General features: G+C 39.6%; 18 protein-coding genes and 1 pseudogene. 6 read left to right on the top strand and 13 right to left on the bottom strand.

Annotated elements, in window-relative coordinates; all coding sequences use genetic code 11:
• Window positions 1–264 precede the first annotated feature (264 nt).
• The gene (locus tag HX062_RS04990; protein ID WP_286466621.1) at window positions 265–1,761 is read right to left on the bottom strand and encodes an acyl-CoA dehydrogenase family protein; all 1,497 of its coding nucleotides are present in this window, start codon (window positions 1,759–1,761) and stop codon (window positions 265–267) included.
• Between the two features lie 207 nt (window positions 1,762–1,968).
• A complete protein-coding gene (locus tag HX062_RS04985) occupies window positions 1,969–2,832 on the bottom strand; it encodes a helix-turn-helix domain-containing protein (RefSeq protein WP_182626380.1) in 864 nt (287 codons plus the stop codon).
• 457 nt (window positions 2,833–3,289) lie between these two features.
• On the opposite strand from HX062_RS04985, the gene HX062_RS04980 reads away from it, so the two are divergent.
• Complete coding sequence (locus HX062_RS04980) at window positions 3,290–3,865, top strand: hypothetical protein (protein ID WP_182626379.1); 576 nt, start codon at window positions 3,290–3,292, stop codon at window positions 3,863–3,865.
• A 116-nt stretch (window positions 3,866–3,981) separates the two neighbouring features.
• Here HX062_RS04980 and HX062_RS04975 read toward each other — a convergent pair whose 3' ends face one another.
• The 6 genes from HX062_RS04975 to HX062_RS04950 all read right to left on the bottom strand — a co-directional run bounded on the left by HX062_RS04975 (window position 3,982) and on the right by HX062_RS04950 (window position 13,226).
• A complete protein-coding gene (locus tag HX062_RS04975; protein ID WP_286466620.1) occupies window positions 3,982–5,436 on the bottom strand; it encodes a DEAD/DEAH box helicase in 1,455 nt (484 codons plus the stop codon).
• 329 nt (window positions 5,437–5,765) lie between these two features.
• Complete coding sequence (locus HX062_RS04970) at window positions 5,766–7,088, bottom strand: alkaline phosphatase family protein (protein ID WP_286466619.1); 1,323 nt, start codon at window positions 7,086–7,088, stop codon at window positions 5,766–5,768.
• 10 nt (window positions 7,089–7,098) lie between these two features.
• The gene (locus tag HX062_RS04965) at window positions 7,099–8,517 is read right to left on the bottom strand and encodes a tetratricopeptide repeat protein (RefSeq protein WP_286466618.1); all 1,419 of its coding nucleotides are present in this window, start codon (window positions 8,515–8,517) and stop codon (window positions 7,099–7,101) included.
• A 13-nt stretch (window positions 8,518–8,530) separates the two neighbouring features.
• Window positions 8,531–11,683 carry a TonB-dependent receptor domain-containing protein gene (locus HX062_RS04960; RefSeq protein WP_286466616.1) on the bottom strand — a complete coding sequence of 1,051 codons (3,153 nt, stop codon included), beginning with the start codon at window positions 11,681–11,683 and terminating at the stop codon, window positions 8,531–8,533.
• 6 nt (window positions 11,684–11,689) lie between these two features.
• Window positions 11,690–12,286 (bottom strand): sigma-70 family RNA polymerase sigma factor, encoded by a 597-nt coding sequence (locus HX062_RS04955; RefSeq protein WP_182626374.1) that lies wholly within the window; start codon window positions 12,284–12,286, stop codon window positions 11,690–11,692.
• Window positions 12,252–13,226: a FecR family protein gene (locus tag HX062_RS04950; RefSeq protein WP_286466614.1), complete on the bottom strand. Its 975-nt coding sequence runs from the start codon at window positions 13,224–13,226 to the stop codon at window positions 12,252–12,254. Before HX062_RS04950 ends, HX062_RS04955 begins: the two co-directional genes overlap by 35 nt.
• Window positions 13,227–13,670: 444 nt before the next feature.
• On the opposite strand from HX062_RS04950, the gene HX062_RS04945 reads away from it, so the two are divergent.
• Complete coding sequence (locus HX062_RS04945; RefSeq protein WP_286466612.1) at window positions 13,671–14,117, top strand: hypothetical protein; 447 nt, start codon at window positions 13,671–13,673, stop codon at window positions 14,115–14,117.
• Window positions 14,118–14,168: 51 nt separating this feature from the next.
• On the opposite strand, the gene HX062_RS04940 is transcribed toward HX062_RS04945, so the two are convergent.
• The 3 genes and pseudogenes from HX062_RS04940 to HX062_RS04930 all read right to left on the bottom strand — a co-directional run.
• The gene (locus tag HX062_RS04940) at window positions 14,169–14,801 is read right to left on the bottom strand and encodes a nitroreductase family protein (protein ID WP_182626371.1); all 633 of its coding nucleotides are present in this window, start codon (window positions 14,799–14,801) and stop codon (window positions 14,169–14,171) included.
• A gap of 11 nt (window positions 14,802–14,812) precedes the next feature.
• Entirely contained in the window at window positions 14,813–15,232 is a 420-nt protein-coding gene (locus HX062_RS04935) for a MarR family winged helix-turn-helix transcriptional regulator (RefSeq protein WP_286466611.1), read from the bottom strand.
• Window positions 15,233–15,526: 294 nt separating this feature from the next.
• A pseudogene (locus HX062_RS04930) lies at window positions 15,527–15,928 on the bottom strand (zinc-binding dehydrogenase); the annotation flags it as partial.
• A gap of 72 nt (window positions 15,929–16,000) precedes the next feature.
• On the opposite strand from HX062_RS04930, the gene HX062_RS04925 reads away from it, so the two are divergent.
• Window positions 16,001–16,894 carry a hypothetical protein gene (locus HX062_RS04925; protein ID WP_286466609.1) on the top strand — a complete coding sequence of 298 codons (894 nt, stop codon included), beginning with the start codon at window positions 16,001–16,003 and terminating at the stop codon, window positions 16,892–16,894.
• On the opposite strand, the gene HX062_RS04920 is transcribed toward HX062_RS04925, so the two are convergent.
• Complete coding sequence (locus tag HX062_RS04920) at window positions 16,895–18,055, bottom strand: FAD-dependent monooxygenase (protein WP_182626368.1); 1,161 nt, start codon at window positions 18,053–18,055, stop codon at window positions 16,895–16,897.
• Between the two features lie 134 nt (window positions 18,056–18,189).
• On the bottom strand, window positions 18,190–19,998 hold the full coding sequence (locus HX062_RS04915; RefSeq protein ID WP_286466608.1) for a T9SS type B sorting domain-containing protein: 1,809 nt from the start codon (window positions 19,996–19,998) through the stop codon (window positions 18,190–18,192).
• A gap of 781 nt (window positions 19,999–20,779) precedes the next feature.
• Between HX062_RS04915 and HX062_RS04910 the strand changes: the two genes are divergently transcribed.
• The 3 genes from HX062_RS04910 (at window position 20,780) to HX062_RS04900 (ending at window position 23,434) form a co-directional block, all read left to right on the top strand.
• A complete protein-coding gene (locus HX062_RS04910) occupies window positions 20,780–21,391 on the top strand; it encodes a hypothetical protein (RefSeq protein ID WP_182626366.1) in 612 nt (203 codons plus the stop codon).
• 607 nt (window positions 21,392–21,998) lie between these two features.
• On the top strand, window positions 21,999–22,766 hold the full coding sequence (locus HX062_RS04905) for a sensor histidine kinase (RefSeq protein WP_286466607.1): 768 nt from the start codon (window positions 21,999–22,001) through the stop codon (window positions 22,764–22,766).
• Window positions 22,763–23,434: a response regulator transcription factor gene (locus HX062_RS04900; protein WP_286466606.1), complete on the top strand. Its 672-nt coding sequence runs from the start codon at window positions 22,763–22,765 to the stop codon at window positions 23,432–23,434. The genes HX062_RS04905 and HX062_RS04900 overlap by 4 nt, the downstream gene beginning before the upstream one ends.
• Window positions 23,435–23,538 lie beyond the last annotated feature (104 nt).

The following is a 23,538-nucleotide window of genomic DNA, read 5'->3' as shown; positions in this document are numbered from 1 at the left end:
AGGGGGTATTTCAAGTTAATTTCGACTGATGTGATTTTGTAGCGTATTCGTGCAGAACCTGAATAGAACAAAACGATTGCAAAAAGAGGAATTTGCGCTATCGGACTAGCTAAAGGCACGGATTGCCAAATCCGCGCGATCGGAGTTTAACATTCGTTTTACTTGCAAGAAGATTTAATCAAAGGAAAAAGTTGCGTTTTATACCATACAAAGAGGGTGTCCTTTTGGGACACCCTCTTATTTATTTAGTCAAAGTATCTAGGTTTAAAAACGCGTCCAATCTGAGTTGGCTTGATAATCCAAGATAGGATCCACATCATTTTGGGTCATAAACTGTCCGTAAAACGCAGCTAAATCCGCTTCCACCTGTTGACGGGTAATTTCTACGAGTTGGGGGTTAAAATCGTCCATTTCCAACACAAACTGAAAGCTAATCACACGAGAAAGCATCTTGCCTATCAGCAACATATTGCGTTGTTTAACTGTGCTGTCCACCGTAAAATCAAAGTAGGTAGGAAACAAATCCACACTTTTCTTGCTGCGTTCATATCCTTGTAAAAAGCGATATAAATTGGTTTCCTTGGCTTTGCGCATCAATTTGACAATTCCTTCGGCAATTTGCGTATACAGCATTTCATTGGATCCCTCAAAAATTTGGAAAGGTCTACAGTCCACCAGTGATCGCCCTGCAATATGGTCCAAGCGATATCCATTAGCCCCTGCTAATTGCAAGCTAATTTGAGCTGATTCTTGCATTAAATCCGTCACCACCGCTTTGAGTACATTGGCCTCAATACTCATCGAAGCTAAATCATTCTCAATGCCACTTGTCGCTACGCTGAAAATACACATACCCGAACACAGGGTATAAGCTGCTTGAATCTTGGCAATTTGATTTTTCACCGAATCTATACTCAACAGTGAAACGCCTCCTACTTGTCTTTCTTGACAATGCGCCAATGATTCGTCTAACAATCGTTGAATAAAACCCAATCCCATCCCTGGAAATTGCAATCGACTGCGGTGTAGCGTATCGAGCATTAACTTAATTCCCGTGCTTTCCGTTACTAACTTTTGCTCAGAAGGAACGGCAATATCTATTTCGTTTATGCCATACGGAATGGCGTAAAGTCCCAAGTTGTTATAGCGATGTGTCATCGGAATATGCTGATCAGCTCTGTTGTTTTCAGAAACAAAAAAGTCAATATCGCGAGACAGTTCTCCGTTAGCTTTGGTTTCTCTTGCTGTTACCAACCAAAAATCAGCCGCACCACTCAAGCCCTGCCAGTGTTTTTGTCCTTTAATATAGAACAGGCCTTCTTTGTGTTGAAATGCCGTTTTCATATTCAAAGCATCACTGCCGTGGGCTTTTTCTGTAATCATCAACCCGCCCATGGCTTTGTTTTCCATAAACTGTTGAAAGACGCGTTGCTGAACAGCTGGTTGACCGTATTTTGCCAGTGGTTCCAAAAAAAGCGCAATATTAATCCCAAACATCAACGACAAGGGCAATGATTCATACGAAGCAGCAGCGAGTATTTGCAAGCACTCTTTTACTTGTACTCCTCGCCCACCATGCTCCGTGGGAATGGCAACAGCCAACGGTTTTTCCTCCATAATCTCCTCCATTAACTCAGCCGGGAAATCACGGGTCAGCCCCATGTCATTATAATTGTATTTTTCGCGAAACAAATACTTTAATTGCTTCTTAAACGCTGTGATATAGGTATTAAAATCGATCTGTTCTACTACTGCATTCATAACTTACTCCTTATTTCATTTAAAAACTTTACTGCTTGATAGTTACTCCTCCACTGGAATAAAAAAATAGGAAGTAATTTATTCTTCCCCATAGATAAGTACGATCAAACACTACTTCGAACAAATTTAAGAAGCTGATTGCGAAACAAATATGATAGTTTAGATTAAAACTAGGACAAATCGTGCATTAACAAAATCTGTTACTAGTTAAATTTTTCGATAGGCTGAAGGGGTAATGCCAACGTGTTTTTTAAAAAGTCGGGCAAAATAGGACGGATCGACAAAATCGAGCTCATAGGCAATGGTGGCGATACTCTTATTGGTTTCCAACAATAAAAGTTGGCTGTGGATAATGGCAATTTCCAAGATCAGTTGCTTAGATGATTTTTGGTATACTGCAGAAACACAGCGATTCAAGTAATTGATCGACACTTTGAGTTGATCAGCGTAAAAATCAACTGTCTTTTGTTTATTAAAGTGCAAATGGACGAGTTGTTTAAATGCAATGGCGATTTCTTGTTTGCGTTCGATAGCGCGGGTAGCATCCGACAACTTAATCACCTTCAAAGCAATAGTCTTAAAAATGCTTTCATACAGTTCTTTATAGGGCTTATCGCTGTGAATTTCGGTATGCAGTAAATCCAGCAGGTTAGTAAGCGTAGCACTGTTTTGCGCATTGAGATTGAGCAAAGGTGAAATGGTAAAAATATTCAAGATTTGGGTTTCGCGAAACATGGAGGTCATCGCCTGTTCCTTGATCAATACACAATACCCTTCTGCAGACTTATCCACAGATTCGATAGCCGAAATATAGCCGTAGTTACACAGCAAAACCGCAGGGGCTTCTACTGTAAAGGTTGTCGAATCAATGCGCTGGGTAAAATACCCCTTGGTCAAGTGAATCAACAAATTGTAACCAAAGAAAATGGGGGGAATCGGAATCTTGAGGTAAGGCGCAATGTCTTTTAGTGCAAAAATTTTAATCGGAGTAGGAATATAGGTTAAATGATTCCTACTCATATCCATGAACTTGGAAACAAACTCATCTGCATTAATTTGATTGTCTATCATATACAAAGATATTTATTCAAAGTTCATCAATTGAATTGAATTGGCAATACCAAGCCTATTTATTTGGGCTTTTTTTGTTGATTTTTAACTCTTTTCTACTGACAAGGCAGTGCCTTATTTCTTTTTATTTTGGGAGAGGCAGGTGTACAAACGAAAATCAAATTGACGACATCTTCCCAATAGAACTGCTGCTATACCTACTCAAACCGACTACCGCTATTTTTGTTTAGTTGTGTACGACCATAATCCGAATACAAACGAACGTTTAAGGTGCAGAAGAGCAGTATTTGGATAGCTCAATTGCAGCCCTGGTAGCATAGCTCATTTAATCGCCTAATATGCGTTTTGCGAATTAATTTTTGCGCCCCTATATTTTTCTAGATATATTTACGTTTTATAGGTAATTTATTCTGACTTTATATATGCGATTAGAAAAATATACTCAAAAATTTATTTAATGAAAAAAACAATTATTTTATCTGCCACCTTACTAACAGTTACCCTGTGCTCCTATGCACAAAGTCATACAAACACCATCGAAAATCAATTTAACACATTAATCAGCCAGTCAAATAACTGGCAGAATTACAAGGTAGTAGAAAAAAATAAGTTACAACAGCTCCAACAAAATGTAAAAGATTCCATCGTCAATTTACAATCGACGATTCGACAAGACAACAGTGCGTTGAGCCAACAAAAAACGACGGTTGACTCCTTGTCCAATCAACTACAAGTGCTTCAAAAAGACTTATCTGTAGCTATTGAACAAGAAAACAATCTCGATTTTATAGGGATTAGCACCCACAAAAGCACCTTTAAAATAATCGTATGGTCCATTATTCTAGTATTGCTCCTGTCGTTGGTTATTTTGTTTATTCAGTTCAAAAAGAGTTTTACGGACACGAAAGACGCGCGTAAAAAGCAAATAGACGCAGAAAGTGAACTCGAAGAGTACAAAAAATTAGCGTTGGAACGCGAACAAAAAATCAGACGTCAACTTCAGGATGAAATCAATAAGAATAAGCGAAGCTAACCCAATACAATAAATGCATATAAAAGAATAAATTACTATATACAATTCACTAGTCTTTAATTTGGTATTATTTACTAGTGAATTGTATTTATTAGCGGGCACACAGTGCCCTATATTCATTGAGGTTTACGGTTAGTTTTTATCGCCTCCTTGATGTGATTTTTCCTCCCGATGTTTTCTGTTGCTCGTCGCTCGTCGTTCGTCGTTCGTCGCTCGTTGCTCGGTGTTCGTCGCTCGTTGCTCGGTGTTCGTCGCTCGTTGCTCGGTGTTCGTCGCTCGTTGTTCGTTGCTCGTCGCTCGTTGTTCGTTGCTCGGTGTTCTTTGCTCTTTTGACGGTTTCGATTCTGTCCTTCCCCTCGTTGACTATTTCTTTTTTGTCTTTTTTGCGCCACCTCGCTGTGTTTTTTTTCGGTACGAACCTCTTTCACTTCTGCTGTGGATGTTCTTGATATAGCCGATGGATTTGCCTTAACAGGAATTTTAATGCCAATTACTTTCTCTATCTTCTTTAGGTCTTTTACCTCATCTTCTGCACAGAAGGAAACAGCCACACCAGCGGCGCCAGCACGTCCTGTTCGTCCAATTCGGTGAACATAACTCTCTGGAACATTGGGCAATTCGTAATTGACTACATGGGGTAATTCTTCTATATCAATTCCCCTAGCCGCGATATCCGTAGCGATTAATACGCGCATTTTATTTGCTTTAAAATCACTCAGGGCGCGTTGTCTAGCGTTTTGAGATTTATTACCGTGTATGGCAGCTGCAGCAATTCCCATATTGCCCAACTTTTTTGCCAAGCGATCTGCCCCGTGTTTCGTACGAGTAAACACCAAGGAGCGCTCAATAGTCGCATCATTCAATAGGGAAAAAAGCAAATCTAATTTCTCGTCTTTCTCTGCAAAATAAACGGATTGTTCAATAGTGGTTGCTGTAGAAGACACAGGAGATACATGAACTTCCTTCGGATTTCGCACCAATTGCATGGCTAGTTTCTTAATCTCAACAGGCATAGTCGCTGAGAAGAATAGCGTTTGTCTTTTTGTGGGAATTTTAGTGAATATTCTGTTGACATCTTTGACAAATCCCATATCCAACATGCGGTCAGCCTCATCCAAAACTACAATTTCTATGTGTTGAAGTGAAATCAACTGCTGATTCAACAAGTCTAACAAACGACCTGGAGTGGCTATAACAACATCGACCCCTTTTTTGAGTTGTCCGACTTGTTTGTGTTGAGAAACTCCACCGAAAATAGCTAAGTGCTTTATTTTTAAATGCGTAGAATACGCTTTGAAATTCTCATCAATCTGAATAGCCAACTCTCTTGTTGGCGTTAAAATAAGGGAACGAATGCCTTTTTTGGGAGCTGTTTGCTGATGTAACAGCTGTAATATAGGAATAGAAAAAGAAGCTGTTTTGCCCGTCCCCGTTTGTGCACATCCTATAATATCGTGTCCTTCTAAAATAAAAGGAATACTCTGCGCTTGTATGGCAGTAGGTTGATTATATCCAATAGTCTCAATCGCTGTTAAGATTGGTTGGATTATATTTAATTGTTTAAAAGTCATATTCAATGAACTGGAACCCCAGTATTACCAATACTCCATTACATAAAACTGAAATAACTTGGAGTAGTTAATTTATTTCAACTGTTTTTTACCATGCAAATAACGGGGTTCTACGGTTAACTTTAGGTACAGCATAGAAATTAAATTGAAAATTTCACCTATATCCCGCTGCTAGTCCTGTTCAGCAGGGAATAAAAACACAAACCCACCCTGATAAAACCACCAATTTACAAGAACATACAACAAAAAAACCCCATCTACAAGGAGATGAGGTTTTAATTACAAGACAGTTACACCGTCTATGTAGTAGCTAAAATAAAATAACCGTTCTATTTCTTCACATCAAACAGCGGTAAATAGGTTCCTTCTGCCTCGGGCAGATCGAACTGCAGTACCTTGCTGATGATAACAGGAATATCTTCTAAATGCAGGTGATCGACCACCAATCCACTTTTCAACCCTTTGCCATAAGCGACAAAACCTGTGTATATTTCGTGGAAATTGGGATAATACCCGTGTTTTCCGCCTTTACTTGGTAGAAGCACTTCTCCCGATGATTGGTTGGAAAAGGCATACCCTAATTTTCCTGACAAGGCCAATTGAGCACTTGGTTCTCCTCCTCTCTCGCGAATCATTTGTGCGCTAATCACCTCAAACATGGCTTGATAACGCAGGGGAAGTTGACGAATCACTTGATGAACTTCCTCCACAATTTTCTTGTCCTTTGGGTCTTTCACTTGCAAAACAGCGCTACCTCCCGTAGAAAAGAAAAACGCACGATCAAACAAACCGGCCTCTTTCAGCCAGATATTGGGTGACAGACTAAAATCTGTCGACACAAAACCGTGATCACCTGTCACCAGCAAAAGCGTTTGTTCTGCTAATCCTGCTTGAACTACAGCCTCCCATATCGCACCAACTGCTTGATCAGCTCCGGCAATCGCTCGCTCCACCTCATCACCTTCTCTTCCTTGACTGTGTTGGGCACCATCTGTTATGGGTAAGTGAACCGTTAACAAATTAGGTTTATAGGTTTTAATCAAGTATGCCGCACTGCGCCCTAAGTTCTCATCCATAGCTAAACTACTCAAGTTAAACTGATTGTAGTGAATCTGACCCAAGGCATTTGTCAGCACCTCATCGAATAACCCAGAGGGTGTCGCAAATGCTTTAGTTGGAGTAATACGATCCATCGGCTTATTAAAATCCCATATTTCAGGTAAATTGTAATCAATTCCGGCATTGTGGAGCGTAATAGGCCAAGACACAGAAGCCGTTGTCAGCCCTTTTTCTTTGGCTTTCTCCCAAATAGTCGCCACCTGAACATCTTTGCTGTCATAAATCCATTGGCCAGGTTGTCCTTGTTCTCCTACTGTCGTATTGTAGTAGATCCCGTGCTTATGCGGCAGCGTACCTGTAGATAAAGTGGTGTGTGAGGGATAAGTCACCGATGGAAAAATAGTGCGTACCCCATTGGCAGATACCCCTTGTTTGGCCATCTGTTTTAAATTTGGTGTTCCCCACTTTTCCTCCTGATAAAATTCTGGTCGAAATCCATCTATACTCACCAATATCACGTGTTTTATGTCTTGAGCAAAACTCATTACTCCAAAAGCACAGCTCAAACTCAAGGTTATAATTATTTTTTTCATCTGTGTGGAATTATTTGAGTAAAGGCATGATGTAAGGACTATTCTTATGAGCCACCAATACTTTGTTCATATCGTATTTCATGGTAACAACGCCAGTTACTGCATCGGTTGTAAAATCGTCCATTCCCGCTTGAAGTGGAATAAATTCGGGAATTAACGCCTTGGTAAACGCCCCAGAAACATGGGGGTTATTCCCTTCTTCAATTTGAGAAATCGGGTATTTTATTCCCAAATCAGCCAATCGACGCCCTTCGCTAATGAAGATCTCTTGACGCAATAAATAAATGGTATACAACAACTCATCGGCTGAAGTGATAGACTCTAAATCTGCCTTAGTCACTTTGGTACCCGATACTTTGCTAACCGCTACTTTTCCTTTTTGGCGATCCACAACATACCCTTGTTTTTCTGGTGAATTTGCATCAAAGCGAATGCCTACTTCTTTGAGTGGATAGTCTGAGCGAATTCCACCATTTCTCGTTTCTTTTTTATCGTCTACTAATTCGGTTGGTCGAGCTTCTACAACCTCTAAGAGTTGGTAGAGGTATTGCTTACTCATCGCTAAATCATGCGTAGCCAAAGCCCATTCTGCTAAAATGAGATAGCCTTCTTCCGCCTTAGCTAAGGCTAGTGATTTTTGATCGTTTTGTGGAGTTCCCACAGAAAAGAACTTAGGATCTAAATAATCTAAACGAGGCAAAGGCGCTAAGCGATTTGGCAATGCGTCATAGGTAGCATTTTGCATTTCATTCGGCACGCTATTCTTGCCGTCAAATTGAATGTTGTACAACAGTGTTGGCGTAGTAATGGCAATTTCAGCATATTGCTTGGCTTGTGCTTTATTACCTAAACGGTAGTAAGCCCTAGCCATAAACAAGGCATAAGCATTTTTTACTTCCGCTTTGGTTTCCATGTCGTATGCAACGGCAAAGCTTTCAACCGCTTTGTTGAGCATGTCTGTTGTGGTACTGATTTTACCTAAATTCGATTCGGGTAATCCTAGGAAAAACTCACCTCCTAAAAGTTGTGCATAGCCCTTGCAAAAGTGCATAAATGCCACTTGTTCTTCTGTTAGGGTTGGATCTTTGGGCAAAACCACCTCTATTCCATATACCGCCATCTCGCGCAAGGCTTGAATACTCGCTTGTAAATTGTTGACATCGGGGTCGAAATAGTCAATTTGAGGCTGGTCAAACACTTTAGAATACTGGGTGTAATTATTAAAGTAATTATCCGAGGTAATCTCAGCATTGATCACCACAATATTAGTGGTCAAAGCCAATTGCTTTTGCAATCCTACTACCCAGCTGTGACCGGCATTAGGTTTGTTTAAATAGTTTTCTTCTGTTACATAGGGGTTGTCAACACAACTCACCATTGTTAGGGCAGCTGTGAAAACAAAACTTAGGGCAATTGTTATTTTTCTCATGATTTTTTTCGACTTAGAAATTAATTTTAATAGAACCTAAAAACTGTCTTGGAGCAGAATAGGTCGCATAGGCAATACCTCCTGTTGACGCACCTCCTTGTCCTTGTGCAGCACCGCTAATTGTCGCTTCTGGATCAAAAGAAGAAGCAGTAAAATTGAACGGATTAGCTACAGTAAATCCAAACGTAATCGACTGATACAAGCTAGGATTTGACGGTCTCAAATAGTAGGATAACCCAATGGTTCTAATTTTTAGGTAATCTGTTTTTTCGACAAAGCGATTGGTCAAGTTCAACCAGTTTTTTCTACCGTTTTTCTCGATTTCCTCTAGGGGAACGAAATCGTCAGACGCTCCGTAGTTGTATCTAAACTGCGCATCCCAATTGGCTGCATATCCTCCTGTTTGGTAATTGGCATTGGCGAACAAGCTCCAATTTTTATAGCGTAGATTCAACCCAATATTTCCAAATACTTCGGGAATGGTAGTCCCCAAATACGCTTGTGGAATGGTTTCTTCCAAGGTACCATCAGCACCGATTACTCCGTAATTTCCACGGATAAACCCAACGGGTCTTCCTTCTTCTACAACGGTTTGCAAGGTTCTTGAACTAAAACCATTGATGTTAAAAGCTGGCGCTCCTCCTGTACTCAACACCTTGTTTTTCAAGGTATTTACTGATCCCGTTAGGGTAACATTCCAATCTTGTAAATCAACAACATCAAGGGAGAAATTCATCTCAAACCCTTTGTTTTCAATCTCTCCAATATTGTAAAGCTGGCTCTTTGTATACCCACTTGACGGGGCTGGTGGTACGTAAAACAAAGCATCTTTTGTTTTAGAGTAGTAGTAACCCACCGAAAGTGTTAATCGATTATTCCAAAACGACGCATCTACACCTGTTTCCCACGTATGGGTTTTCTCTGGGCGTAAATCGTCATTACCTGGTTGACTAAAACGCGTAGCTTGATCGCCTAAATATCCATCAAACGCCACCGTGCGCTCATTGGCATAGGCTGGTGGTAAATTACCCGCTACCCCATAACTTCCTCTTAAGCGCAAAGTATTGACAATTTTATTGGCAAACCACGTCTCTTGAGATAGCATATAAGACGCCCCCACTTTGGGATAATATTGTACGCCTATATTCTTTCCAAAGGACGGATTGCGGTCTCCACGCACGCCTAAATCCAAGAATAACTTATCTTTATAACCCACATTTTCAGAGAGATAAAACCCGTAATTCAACACTTCACTGATGTATTCATCACTGGTTCGAATAGCAGCCTCTGAAATTGAATAGGCTCCATCGCGAATATTGCGACCCTCAATTAAAGTCTGATTATCTGAATTTCGAAACAATTGCCCCCCTACTGTGGTAATAAAAGAGAAATCGTTAACGTCTACCTGATGTTGTCCATTGAATTCAACAGTTAACCCCAAGTATTTACGCTGTATTTTTTGAATACTTCCCTGATCTTTAATCAACTGTCCTTTGGTAGCTGTTAAGTACTCATTGGTTTCTATATTCTCCTGATCTTGAATGCGGTAGTCAAGTCCCCCCACTAATTTAAACGACAAGTTTTCCAAGGGCTTGTACTTAAATTGTTGAGAGGTCGTAAATCGATTGACTACAATATTATTGTCTTGCAAGCGCTCTGCCTGATCGACAAATGTTTTCATGGCTTCAAATTCAGCATCGTTGAGCTCGTCTAAGCGATTGTTAAACCCTGGTCCCGTAATTTTTGACGCACCATCTTCAGCAAACCAAAGTCCGGTATACCCTCCTTGGTTTCCATTTCGGTTTCTCTTATACGCATTGTGCACGTATAGAAACGAACTTTCATACGATACATCCTCTGATAATTTGGCGTGAAAACCTGAACTTAAATCAAACTTTTGGTTTGCATTTTGCTTGTGAATTTGTACCCCAGAAGAGTTCTGATAACTCGTTGAAAAGTTATAACCGAACCCACTATCTGATTCACCGTTGAGGTTTAAACGGTATTTTTGATAAAAACCATTTTCAAACAACAGGTCTTTGGTGCGATCAAAGTACAAGAAATCCGTCGTTGGGGTTTCCACTCCCATTTCGGTATACACATTGACATAGGTTCCCGGCATTCCTCTTTTTTTGGTAAAAATCTGAATCACCCCATTAGCAGCATCCGATCCGTAAAGTGTAGTCGCTGCTCCCCCATTAATAAACTCAATTTTTTCAATATTATCCATGGGAATATCGGCAATAGAACTCATTGATGCCCCTTGTGCACTCCCACCGAGTGAAGCACGTGTATTGTTGTTGTCCAAGCGCACACCGTCAATATAAATAATCGGAGTACTGCTCAAAAAAGCTGAATTTACCCCGCGAGAACGGATCAAAGAAGTAGATCCAGCTTGTCCTCCTGTCAGGTTAATTTGCGCATTAGGCAATTTAGTCGCTAATAATTGATCGACGCGTTGAGCGGGAATCTTCTCCAATTCACTCGCTTTAACAACCGTAACATTATTCGCCAAACGCTTTTTCTGTACATCAGCTCCCTGCCCTGTTACTACAATCTCATTTAGCATTTGATTGTCCTCCTCTAGCTGGACCAAAATATGCTGGTTACTCTTTGAAAAGGATACCCATTTGGTTTTGTACCCCATAAAGGAAAACGAAAGCGAAATAGGAACGCGAGTCACTGTCAATTCAAATTGTCCATCCATATCCGTTACCGCAATAAACTCATTGTTGGCATCGCGTACATTTGCTCCTATCACTGCTAACCCATCCTGATCGACGATTTTTCCTTTAAGCGTGGCTAGTTGTTGTTGAACTGCTGTGTTGGATTGCACCAATATCTGATTGCCTTGTGTCTGAAACGAAATGTTGGCCTTGGCACTTATATCGCGAAGTAATACCTCTACAGAATCGTATTCTTTTACAAATTCATAGGTTTGATCTGTAGCAATTGCATCCGCAAGATAGACAAAGCGCTGTTGGGTTTGTCGCTCTATTTGGTCAAACACCTGTTTTAGTGTGGCCTTGTTTGGGCTTAATTTCAGCTTAGTTGCTTTTTTTACTTGTCCTTGTACATGCGCATTGGGTGTTGCATACAAAGGGGGGGCTTGGGTTGCTATACTAGCAAGTGTAAGAGTGGCTAGTAAAACGCTTTTTTTCATCATTGTGTGTTATTTATTTTTATTTGTTTGGGTTAGCATAAGGGAAATCGTCTTGAGCGCAATCTGCATATGACTCTCAACAGTTTTGACAGACAGATCTAAAACCGTCGCTATCTGGTGGTATTTGAGTCCATCAATCCGACTCATTTCGAAGATACGCCTGGATTTAGGCGGTATTTTATCGACAATTTTCAAGAGCGCTTGTCTGAGATCTGCTTCTTGTTCGGATTGAATAATATCATCCTCAATTGTCGAGACGTAATAGTTGTGTTCTACTGATTCAAAATCGAGGTCTATGGTTGTTTTTCGACTTACTTTCTTCTGCTGAAACAACATATTCTTGGTCATGGTAAATACGTAAACCTTGGGATTTTCAATTCTACCGAGCTCTTCTTTTCGCTGCCAGATATAGTAAAACACATCCGATACTTTTTCCTCCACGAGGTAGCTGTCCTTTTCATAACTATGCGCAAAGCGACATAAGTATTGGTAGTACTTGACGTAAAACTGCTCAAAGGCAATTCTACTTCCCTGGGCTATTTTTTGAAATAACAGCAGATCTTCCTCCGGTTTAGGGTTGCTTTTCTGATAGAGAATAGTGGGCATAAGGTTCGATTAAATAGTGGTTATTTTTTGAGGTGATGGTGCAATTAGCAATAAATGTCAAGGCCTGAATAAACGCCTCTACAGAAGGTTGGTCAAATACCCCTGTAATTCGCTTTTGTGCCAATACAGGATCGTGAATCACAAAGGAAACGCCGTAAAATTGATTGATTTGCTCAAGGGCTTGTACCATGGGAAGATTGTCAAAAACGAGCTGGTCATGTCTCCAGCTTAGTTGTTGATCAACATCAGACTTCACGCGCTTTACCTCGCCTAAGTTGGTATTCCACAGCAACTGCTCGTTGGGTTTGAGGTAGAGCTGTTCGCCATTGCCTAACTTTGCCAGTACTTTACCGGAGAGTAAAGCCACTTGCTTCTCTTGTCCCCATGTATTTACACTGAACTGCGTTCCTATAACTTCGACTTCTAAATCTTCGTGTTTGACTACAAATTTTTTCTGTACATTTTTGACGACATCAAAAAAAGCTTCTCCTTCCAACCAAGCTAAACGAAGGGAATCATTCTGAGTAAACTGCAATCGCGCCTGTCCGTTGAGTAAAACGACGCTGCCATCGGCTAAAGTCACTGTCTTGCGCGACCCAGCCACATTGGTATAAATGAGATATTCTTCTTGTGCAGGTGGCACATGAGGCTCAAACAAAAGGTAGCTCGTAAGAAAGCTGCCAATCATAAACAAAATGGAACAAGCAACACGTATAAAAAAAGCGTAGCCCTGTTTTTTCTTTTTTGTTTGTTGTTTAGCTTGTAGATAAAGCTCCCTATTGGTCGGATAAGCCTTCCAAAGCAAAGAGTAACTATCGTATTCACCTTTCAACGCTTCGTCGAAAAGCAAATCTATTTCGAAGGTAATTCGCTCTTCTTCCGTGCATTCTTTCGCGAGATATTGAATACATCTTCGCTTATTTATTTCTTGTTCACTCACAACTATAATCCGTAGTTTGGTTTAGTAAAGGAGTGAAATAATTGATTTTACACCTAGAATTTAAGGTTATTGAATTGTTAGGGAATCATTATGCTTTTTTGGGTGAGAGAGGTGGTGAGAAAATGAGGGGTATAGAGCTAAAAAAAGAAACAATCGAATACAATATAAACGATTAAAAGCTAACTATTTACAATTAAAAAGAAACAGAAAACCACGCTTAGGCAGGGGTTGAGAAATTTTGGTTTTTGCTCTAATACTAGAGCAATAAAGCAATCCAAGCTGAATCTACTTTATCATTTTTTTGTGTTGGATTGTACGCACAAATAAAACCACTACTTTTAGGGATAGGCTAACCCTGTTTAAAAAACTACTTTTACTCTTCCATCCTGCTCCTGTCAAAATGCCACCATCGTTTTGTTTTGAAGTAGATAAAAAAGATAGACAATGAGAATGATCTTAGTTATGTGGTTCCTGCTCCTAGGAAGTATAGCTCAACTTCAAGCCCAAAATTACTTGATTGCCCCTACAGTCAGCTACCAGTATCAAAAGGGAAGTATGCTAAAAGCGGGAATCTCTTATGCGACAGATTTTAATTCGACTGCTATTATAAAACTAGATGCTACAGCTAATTTCACCTGGGTACAACATCAATTTGCCGTTATTCCCGAAATCGCAGCTACATACTATAAAAATATGGATTATATTGGTTTGTTTACCAGGGCCGAAGTAACGCCTTATACCCTCACCCCAAAAGTGGGTATATCCGCATTAACCCTAGTGGAAATTGATTTCGGATATGGATTTTCAATTCGTGATAAAACAGGTTATGCCCCTATTAGAGGATTTACAACTTCCTTGCGTTTTACTTTTCCCCTAAATACGAAACTATAACCTGTTCCTTTTATCACCAAGGTTTCTCGAGTTACTTCTACTCGTGTATGGTTAAAATTCTATGACAAATTCCGATTTGGGCACTCTTACTTTTTTCATAGGAGCAATCCAATCATTCGCTTCATCCGCATAGCCGATATACATAAGGGAAACGCTTTTTAATCCAAGTTTTTCTAGCCCTAAAACACGATCGACTACTTCATTGCTAAATCCTTCTGCAGGAGTAGAATCTACGCGTAATTCCGCCGCTTGTGCCAACGCTAACCCCAAGGCAATATACGTCTGACGTGCAGTGTGTGCAAAGTTGACTTCGCTTGGTTGATTGAGGTAAATTTGCTTTAATTGATCGGTATAGCTTGCAAATCTTCCTCTAGGTAAGCCGCGTTCATCCGTGGTAAAATCGTAAACAGTATCAATTCGCTCTGCAGTATATTGATCCCAAGCAGCAAAGACAAGAACGTGAGAACAGTTGCGCATACACTCCGGATTTAACGCCCCTTTTGCCAATTGCTCTTTGATCCCCTGATCGCGAATGATCAGTAGTTTAAAAGGCTGAAGCCCCGAAGAGGTTGGCGCTAATCGCGCTGCTTCAACAATCTTATCAACGTGCTCTTCACTTACTTTTTTTGTGGAGTCATATGCCTTTACAGCATGTCTCCATTTCAAATTTTCAATTAATGACATGGCTCTTATTTTTATTTATTTAAAATTTTCATTATACTGTTTTTTAAAGCTACTACCTCTTCTTCCGTGACCTGCATGGATTCCATTAACTTTTGAGGAATATCGCTAGCCTGCTCCTCTAAGGCAAGTCCCTTGGGCGTTAAAGAGATGTTGACCACGCGTTCATCCGCAGGATTTCGCCTGCGCTCTACCATCCCCTTTTGTTCCATGCGCTTCAACAATGGCGTGAGCGTACCGCTGTCCAAAAATACGCGATCACCCAACTGCCCCACCGTTTGTTCCCGCTCTTTCCACAATACCATCAACACCAAATACTGTGGATACGTAATCCCCAAAACATCCAAAAACGGACGATAGTGTTGTACAATTTCTTTCGCTAAGGCATAAATGGGAAAACAAACTTGGTTTTCAAGGGATAAGGACGTATTCATAAGGTCTCACTTTATATAAAAATCAAAGGTAACCAATTATATTGTGCACAATATAATTTTAAACAATATTTATGAAATTCAACTATAATCCGGCTTATAATACTACCTAACACAAAAAAAAATCGCTCTTTCTCCTTGTGCAGAATGCTAGTCAATGTAAATCTAATCCTCTGCTGGTCTACAGATTACAATAGAAGTTGAAAAACAACTCAACCGTACAGAGCAAAAAAAACCGCTTCTATAGGTTGAAGCGGTTTATTTCAGACTAATAGTTTATTACTATCGCTCTATTTTTTAATTTTTAAGTGAAGCCATATCAATAACAAAGCGGTATTTCACCTCTCCTTTTAACAAACGATCGTATGCCTTGTTGATGTCTTGCATTTGAATCAGCTCAATATCAGAAGTAATATTGTGTTTTCCACAGAAATCTAACATTTCTTGAGTTTGTGCAATTCCGCCGATAAGAGATCCAGAGAAGCTAATGCGATTGAGAATTAAGCTAAATGCCGAAACAGGAAGCGGGTGTTCTGGTGCACCGACGAGCGTCAGGCGTCCATCTCTTTTTAAAAGACTGAGGTAGGAATTAATATCGTGCTGAGCAGAAACACAGTCTAAGATAAAATGTAAGGTAGAAGCATGGCTTTTCATTTGCCCTTTGTCTGTTGATAAGATAACCTCATCCGCACCTGATCTACTTCCTCCTACACTTTTTTTATCAACTGTAAACTCCTTTATAATGCTTACTTTTATACTCAAAAAGCAAAAATGGAAGAAATCTACCAACTCGAAACACTAGAAGAACTAAAGCAATTTATAGCGCAAAAAACAGCTCACGCTTTACGTCCTACTTTACTTGAAGCGTATGCACGCCTACTTCAGTATAAAAATATCGAAGAGTGGAACCAGTTGGTTCGCATTTGTGAAAGCTTATCTCTAACGGGGTGGGGAGAGGAAGAACCTCAAGAAGCGCTCGCATCTAAATGGATCAACGGCGCTTTCTATACGGTACTACAAAATAAAAACTTTGAAGCAAAAGAAGGTACCTCCCAATCGTGGCGCAAACAAAATGACAGCTATGTATTAGATGGAAAAGACGTGGATCTAACTGCCTATAGCGCGACAAAACTTGCCTCACAGCGAAATAAACTTCCCAAAGCACCTATTCGTTATTCGCGCTCAGGAAATTATCAAAAATCGCTACAACCTTTTATTGATCAACTAGATACACTCAAGACACTTTTAATTCAAGAAACACAACCCGAACGCTATGGCCATGGATTTTCTTATATTGGAATAAACCTGTATTTCAGCAATCACGACGATCAACATCAAACCGTTCGCCATGAATACTACCACGAAGAAGAAGATGTTCCCGAAGAGTTAAAAAATGCACAAGACAATTTACCCCTTTATAGCATTCGTCCTCGGTTGAAGATAAGCAACCTATCGACCAAAGAGCACGAACTTAGACTCTTGGTTACTCGCTATTTTACAAAAGAATTTGGATTCAAGACAGTACAGGAACAAAAACAAATCTTACGGGAAGATTTCCTTGAGATTATCGATCAATTAGCAATCAAGCTGCAAAAGAAAAAAATAGCTTACGACACTTCACTATTCAAAGAGGATGTGGAGCGTATATTCGAACTGTGGAGGTAATTAATCGACCGTTTTAGGTTTTGGATTGGCGATTGCCACTTCATTCAATTCAAACATTTTTTTAATTTGTTGCTTTTTGATAAAAGAGGGCAACAAGCGAAAAGTAGCATTGCGCATGAACACGAACAAAGGATGGCGAAACTGGGCGATTTGCCCGAGTGTCCAACTGTCTCGTACAATCGCATGGGCTTTTGAACGTCGGATTGGGGGAAATTGCTGTAGGGCTTCCTCCAAGGAATGGCGTTCTAGTAATTTACTGATGACATACACATCTTCAATTGCTTGACAAGCCCCTTGCCCAAGGTTAGGCGTGGTAGCGTGAGCGGCATCTCCAAGTAGACAAGCTTTGTTGTGGTACCAGTTGGAGAACGGTTTAAGGTCGTAAATTCGATCGCAGTGTATAGCCATTGGATCTGTTTGTTGAATCATGGCTTGGATCCACAAGGGACAATCTTCTATATATTCTTCTACAGTTGTATGTGGTTTATAGCGATCTTCATCGACCAAAAAATACCAATATACCTGTTGTTCTGTCAATTGCACAAACCCTAAACGCTTGCCTTTACCCCAGCTTTCTACTGCTGCATTGGCATAAGTTGCAGGTAAGGTATACGGCAATACACCACGCCAACATACTTGCTTTGCATTGCGCAAGGTAGAGGGCGCAAATAACAGTTGTCTTACCCGTGATCGCAATCCATCCGCCCCAATAACATATTCATGCGTAGCACTCGTCTGATCTTCAAATTCCAAGTGGTACATTCCGCTATCCTCAATGGTGATCCCCTGTAAGCGCTTGTTTAGTTGAATGTGTTCCTCTCCAACAGCCTCGACCAATACCTGGTGCAAGGCACTGCGATGTATGGCTATATTAGCCAATTGATACTTTTGCTCAAAAGCAGTCAAATGCGTTTGATCGAGTACACCTAACTCCATATCGGTTAACAGCACCGTAGATATACGCATTCCTCTATCCGTCAAGGCTTGATCAACACCCAAGTGACGAAACACTTGCATCGCATTATTGGCAATAGCAATTCCCGCACCAACAGGTTTAATCGCTGCTGTTGCCTCATATACTACAAAGGAAATTCCCGCTTTTTTAAGTGCTATGGCCAAAGTTAATCCACCTATTCCGCCACCTATAATCGCTACTTGCATACTAAATCGTTGAGGGGTTATTTGAGAAGGAAAGATAATGGAAATTCATCGATTAATCACCTTCTAGTGGCTGTCTTTTCTAGCAAAAATACCGATTTCCTTTCCCAAGGCATTCTCCTTGAAAAACACAATTACTATTCGCGCATCAAGTATACCCATCCAGTAAACACTTCTTTTTTTGCTGTTTCTATGTGGTAAAAATAGGTTGCAGATGGCAGTAATTTACCCCCATCAGATTGTCCTTTCCACTGTTTAGTATAGTGTTTTTGATGGTACACTCGTTGACCATTGCGATTGAAAATTTGAAGGGATACTCCACCGAAACTTTCCAAATCAAAAACATCGTTTAACTGATCGCCTTGGGGAGAAATTCCTTTTGGAATAAAGCACAAATTCTTTGCGCCGTATAATTCAAGGGTAGCACTAGCCTTACATCCATTTTCGTCTACCGTTGTTAAGCCTATGACATTTTGGTCCTCACCCAATAGATGACGGTAAGCTGAAAGACTTAATTGGGCCGTATGTTCTGCTACTTCCACATGATTGATCGACCATTGAAATGACGAAGCAGTAGACAACTCATCAGCATTGCTTTCTACAATCAAATTATCCTTAAAACAGAAGTAGTCCAATTGAGGTATTTTGGGGTGTTTAACCTCAATTGTCACAGAAACAGCCTGTGCACAATACCCTTGCAAGGGTGTAAAAGTATAGGTAGTCGTTTGAAAGGAATTTAAGTTTGGGGTCCAGCTTCCCTCTACTCCATTTGTAGAAACCACAGGCAATTCGTCAAGCCATTCTCCTGAGCAAATAAAAGAGGGAAGATCAAATTTAGGTTCAATCTTAGGGATTATTTCGATCTGAATCACTTTGGGCAAGACGCAAAAACCCTCATCGGGCGTAAAGGTATAGGTTGTCGTTTTTGTAGGGTCAAAAGCAGGAGACCAAACCCCCTTATATCCATTTTCATCCGTTGTGGGTAATACGAGAGTGGTTCCCTCGCAGTGGGAGGTTTCTATATGAAATTGAGGTTCGATATAAGGTGAGACAATCGCAATAGTCAAGGTAGTCGACACCGCTGTGGGATCATCGGGTGTAAAGGTATACGTTGTAGTTTGTTGGTTATTAGGTTGTGGAGACCAACTACCTGTATACCCTTCATTAGACTGCTCTGGCAAAACAACAACAGCTCCTTGACAAAGAGGATCAACCGCATCAAACGTTGGCGTTTTGCCCACAATAGCAATGTCATCTATATAGTAATACGCTCTAATCGACTCATTTTCAATTGTTGGATCTTCTTCCAATACAGTGTGTTCATCGTCATAAAAGTTTCCGATGATAAAATATCGAGCCCCCGTGGTTTGGGGGGTATAGGTTAATTCAACCAATACCCAGCCAAATCGCTGTGTGATTAGATGAGGGTAATTCGCATCTGGCACTAGATCAATGACATCATTGGATTGTTGAAAAAAGACCTCGTCAAAAAATTTAATTCCAAAATTTGAACAAGCCCATCTACTTTTTTGCGCTAAGGAAACATAAAATTGTATGCTGTACTTATGCCCTGCCTGCAGTGGTTCAAGCAATTCGCCTTGGATATATTCTCTTTTGTCATTGGGTGAATACAGCAACATCCCCACCATACTATCACCCGTCCTTGGCGCGCGATTTCCTAAATTGGAGGCGGACGTACTCATGGGATGTAGCACACATTGCCTATTCAAACTCATGTGGTATATATCAGAGGTCCCAGTTGTAGGAGCCGTCCAATTTAATATCGCTTGATCAAAGGATGTATTGGTCTGATAAAAATTACACAATAAATTAGGGGAATGCACCAATTCAAAACTAGGATTTATAACGAGATTCTCCTGACTATAACCCGTCGTAGCTATACATCCAAAAAGTAAAAGTAAAAGTGAAGTAAACGCAAATCTCATACTGTGTTGTTTCTGTTAAAGTTAACTATTTTTACTAGAACATATCTTAATTTTTTCAATCAGCAAAAAGTATAGGCTACAGATATAGGTACTTTATAGGATAGCACCGTCCATTCAACTTCCTTCTAATCTTCTACTCTTCGCCTTACAGTTCCTCTTTACCGCCAAAATAGGTCATCGCCCAAGGAAAGGGAAACTAGGAATTAATCCCGCTATCAGCACTATTTATTCAAAACGAAAAAAGCGCTTTAGAAATTCTAAGCGCTCTTCTCTCAAGATATTAAAATTGTTGTGGGGAATTTGAAATATAGATTTTTTAAAGCTCCGCGGTTCATCATCCTCAAAAAAAAGACCTTTTTGCTCCATTTTACTACCTAGACCACAGCTGATAAAACCAGGGGAGCTTTAGTATTGTTATAATCCTTAAACTCGTAAAATTGAAATGCTACAGGGACAAACCTCCTATGAAGCATATTTCTGATTTCAAAAATAATTCACAAATTGCGAAAAAACACCAGGGTAAACCCTGTTTTTTAAATTCAAAGGTTTTTCTCTTCACATTTTAAAGAAAAAACAAGGAATACCATTCAAATTATAGTAAAACAAATAAATCAGCTACTAATGCCCTATATTTATAAAATTACAACAATTCCAACTATAAATCCATTTCTATAATTTGTTTTTTTTATACAAAAAAGATAATAAAACATAAATTTTTCTTAAATTTGATGGATTAGAAACTAAAATCCCTTTCACATAAACTGGTATACTACGCTAAAACATGAATCAACGTATTGCGACAAAAGAACAACATTGGGTTTACCAAAGTATAGCAAACTGGGCCAATTTTTCAATGGATAGAACTGCTATTAAGGTAGTAGCTGAAAAGGATTTTAATGTCTTTCACTATTTGAGGGGCGACTTGTTAACCGACAATATACACGCTTATTTTGGCTATTACAATGAACGTTTATACCTTCATTTTATACCAAGCTCCGTGGATGTATCTACTTCCTTTCAAGACCCATCAATAATACCTACAGCCTTGTACAGCAGTATTGGCATAAAAGAGAATGCTAGTAAAGGTCCTATTGAAAAAAGTGATGCTGAAATACGCATCTCAAAATGGGAGGATCAAGAAGTTCGAAACAAAGTAATAGACAACGCTAGCTTCGTTCAAGTTTTTTGGATTCCCAATGATGATTTTAAAGGTAATAGTCCACTAAAAATCAACTTAGCCATTCACAACGATCAGGTGGATCTAGTATTGACGTCTATGGGGAAAAGCAGTAGTTATTTAGACACATGTAAACCTATCCCTCCTTTCGATAGTACACTAACACAGCAGAAATTTGGCTTATTGCAGCAACTAAAAATATGGAAAATTAAATAGGCATGACTATATTTACATTTGTCACCTATACAATCCCCTTAACCTTAGTGCTATTAATTTTTTACGCCTCAATCAAAATGCCTTTATCTCGGTATAAAGTAGCCTTTATAGGATACCTTATCACCTGCTTATCCTTTGTTTTTCTAGGTGAATTTTTGGGCAAAAAACTGGGAAACAACCTCCTATTAATTCCGATTTTTGGCGTATTAGAATTGGGATGGTTTTCCTATATTTACTATACGCATACCCAAAAAAAAATATTCCTCTATACTGTTATTCCCTCGTTGATCCTCCTGTCATATGAGCTTAGTACAATACAATTTCACGATTTGCAACAACTCAATTCCTACACGAGGAGTGTGACAGCCCTGTCTTTATTTTTACTTACCTTGCACTACGCCTATTACCTAGTTAAAAATAAATGGCAATCCTATAATACCTCTTTTTTCCTTTTTAATGCTGTTGTACTCGTCTATTTTATCTTTGAGTGCTTGTATTACCTGCCTCTCCACCTATTAATAACAGGAAACCGCGAATATATACTGCTATTCTGGTTTCTGAATAGTATCCTTACACTACTTTTTTACCTATTAACAACGATAGTCATATGCAGAATAACGCGCAAAGCGAACATATTGTCCTAATTTGGTTGATTCTTGGCTTACTACTTGTGCTAATCATTAGCATAGCATTTATCATACTTTTAAAACTAAATCACAAAAAACACATCGAAACCCAGCACCAAATCCAAGCATTAAACCAAGACCACCACAAAAAACTACAGCTGTCATCCTTGGCTATACAGGAAAAAGAAAGGCAACGCATTGGCAGTGATTTACACGATTCGGTTATTAATTCGCTAAATATCTTATTCTTGCAATCGCAAACCAAACAAGAAGACCCTAAAATGGTGGATCACATACAGGAAGCAATTTCGATAACAAGGCGTATATCCCATGATTTGAATCCACCCCTTTTGGAATTTGCAACCATCGAGCACCTTATCAAAGATTTATTTCAACAGTGGAATACTTTTTACAACATTCGTTTACGCATTGATACACAGGCGATAATTGAACTCTCAACAGAACAAAAAACCCATATGCTTCGCATCGCACAAGAATTGATGAACAATATACACAAGCACGCCCAAGCGAGTGAAATTGACGTGCAGTTGCGCCTCACTTCAAAGGCTGTAGTCTTTGGAATACGCGATAATGGGAAAGGATGTTCCAAACAAGAACTGAATAAAGGTTTGGGCATGCAAAATATTCAACTGCGTACAACCTTATTAAAGGCAGTACATAAATACAAATTAAAACCCAAAAAAGGAACCTATTTTATATTGTTAATCCCTCTAAAACAAATGGTATGAAAACTCAAATCATTCTCGTTGATGATGAAGTACTCATCACGGATTTACTCGCCAATTTCTTGCAACAAGACCCGTCTATTGAAGTTGTAGCAACTTTTAATTCAGGCACAGAATTTCTAGAACACATAGCAAGTACAACGGCATATCCTGATATTTACATTCTCGACTTTCGCATCGGAGAAGTAGATGGACTTGAACTCTTAAAACAATTGCGACAGGCAGGAAATGATACACCAGTTATTCTTTTGTCTTCCCATTACAATGACAGCCTGATTAGCTTTATTGTCAAAACGGGGTTTGCTGCCTTTTTACCTAAAAACACAAAACCAGCCGTACTTCTTGAGGTAATAAGCGAAGTAAAGACCAAAGGATTCTATCTGTTACCCGCACAATTTTCGCTGTTAAGGGAACAAATGACCATCAAAAACACAAGCATTACCCCAGATTTAAAACTCGCTCTAAGCGATAGAGAACTCGAAGTACTCCACCTCATTGCTCAACAAAAAACAGGAAAAGAAATTGCAGATCACTTATTTCTATCGCTCAAAACAGTGGAAGGCCACAAAAACAGTCTATTCCAAAAAACAGGAGCCAAGAACGTAGTGGGACTCATTGTATATGCCGTACAAAACAAACTCATTTCAATGGAAGAAATTTCCCTGTTGTGAGCACATGCCAACGGGGATTAGGTGGACAATAATCCCAAGGTAAAGCAAACATAAGACGGATATACCTAGTACTATGTCTCTTGTATACTGCGTTTTCGCCTAGG

It is taken from the genome of Myroides sp. DF42-4-2, from assembly GCF_030326445.1.
Taxonomy (GTDB): Bacteria; Bacteroidota; Bacteroidia; order Flavobacteriales; family Flavobacteriaceae; genus Flavobacterium.
Note: the sequence above shows the minus strand (reverse complement) of the source record. Positions and strands in the feature narration are given on the sequence as shown.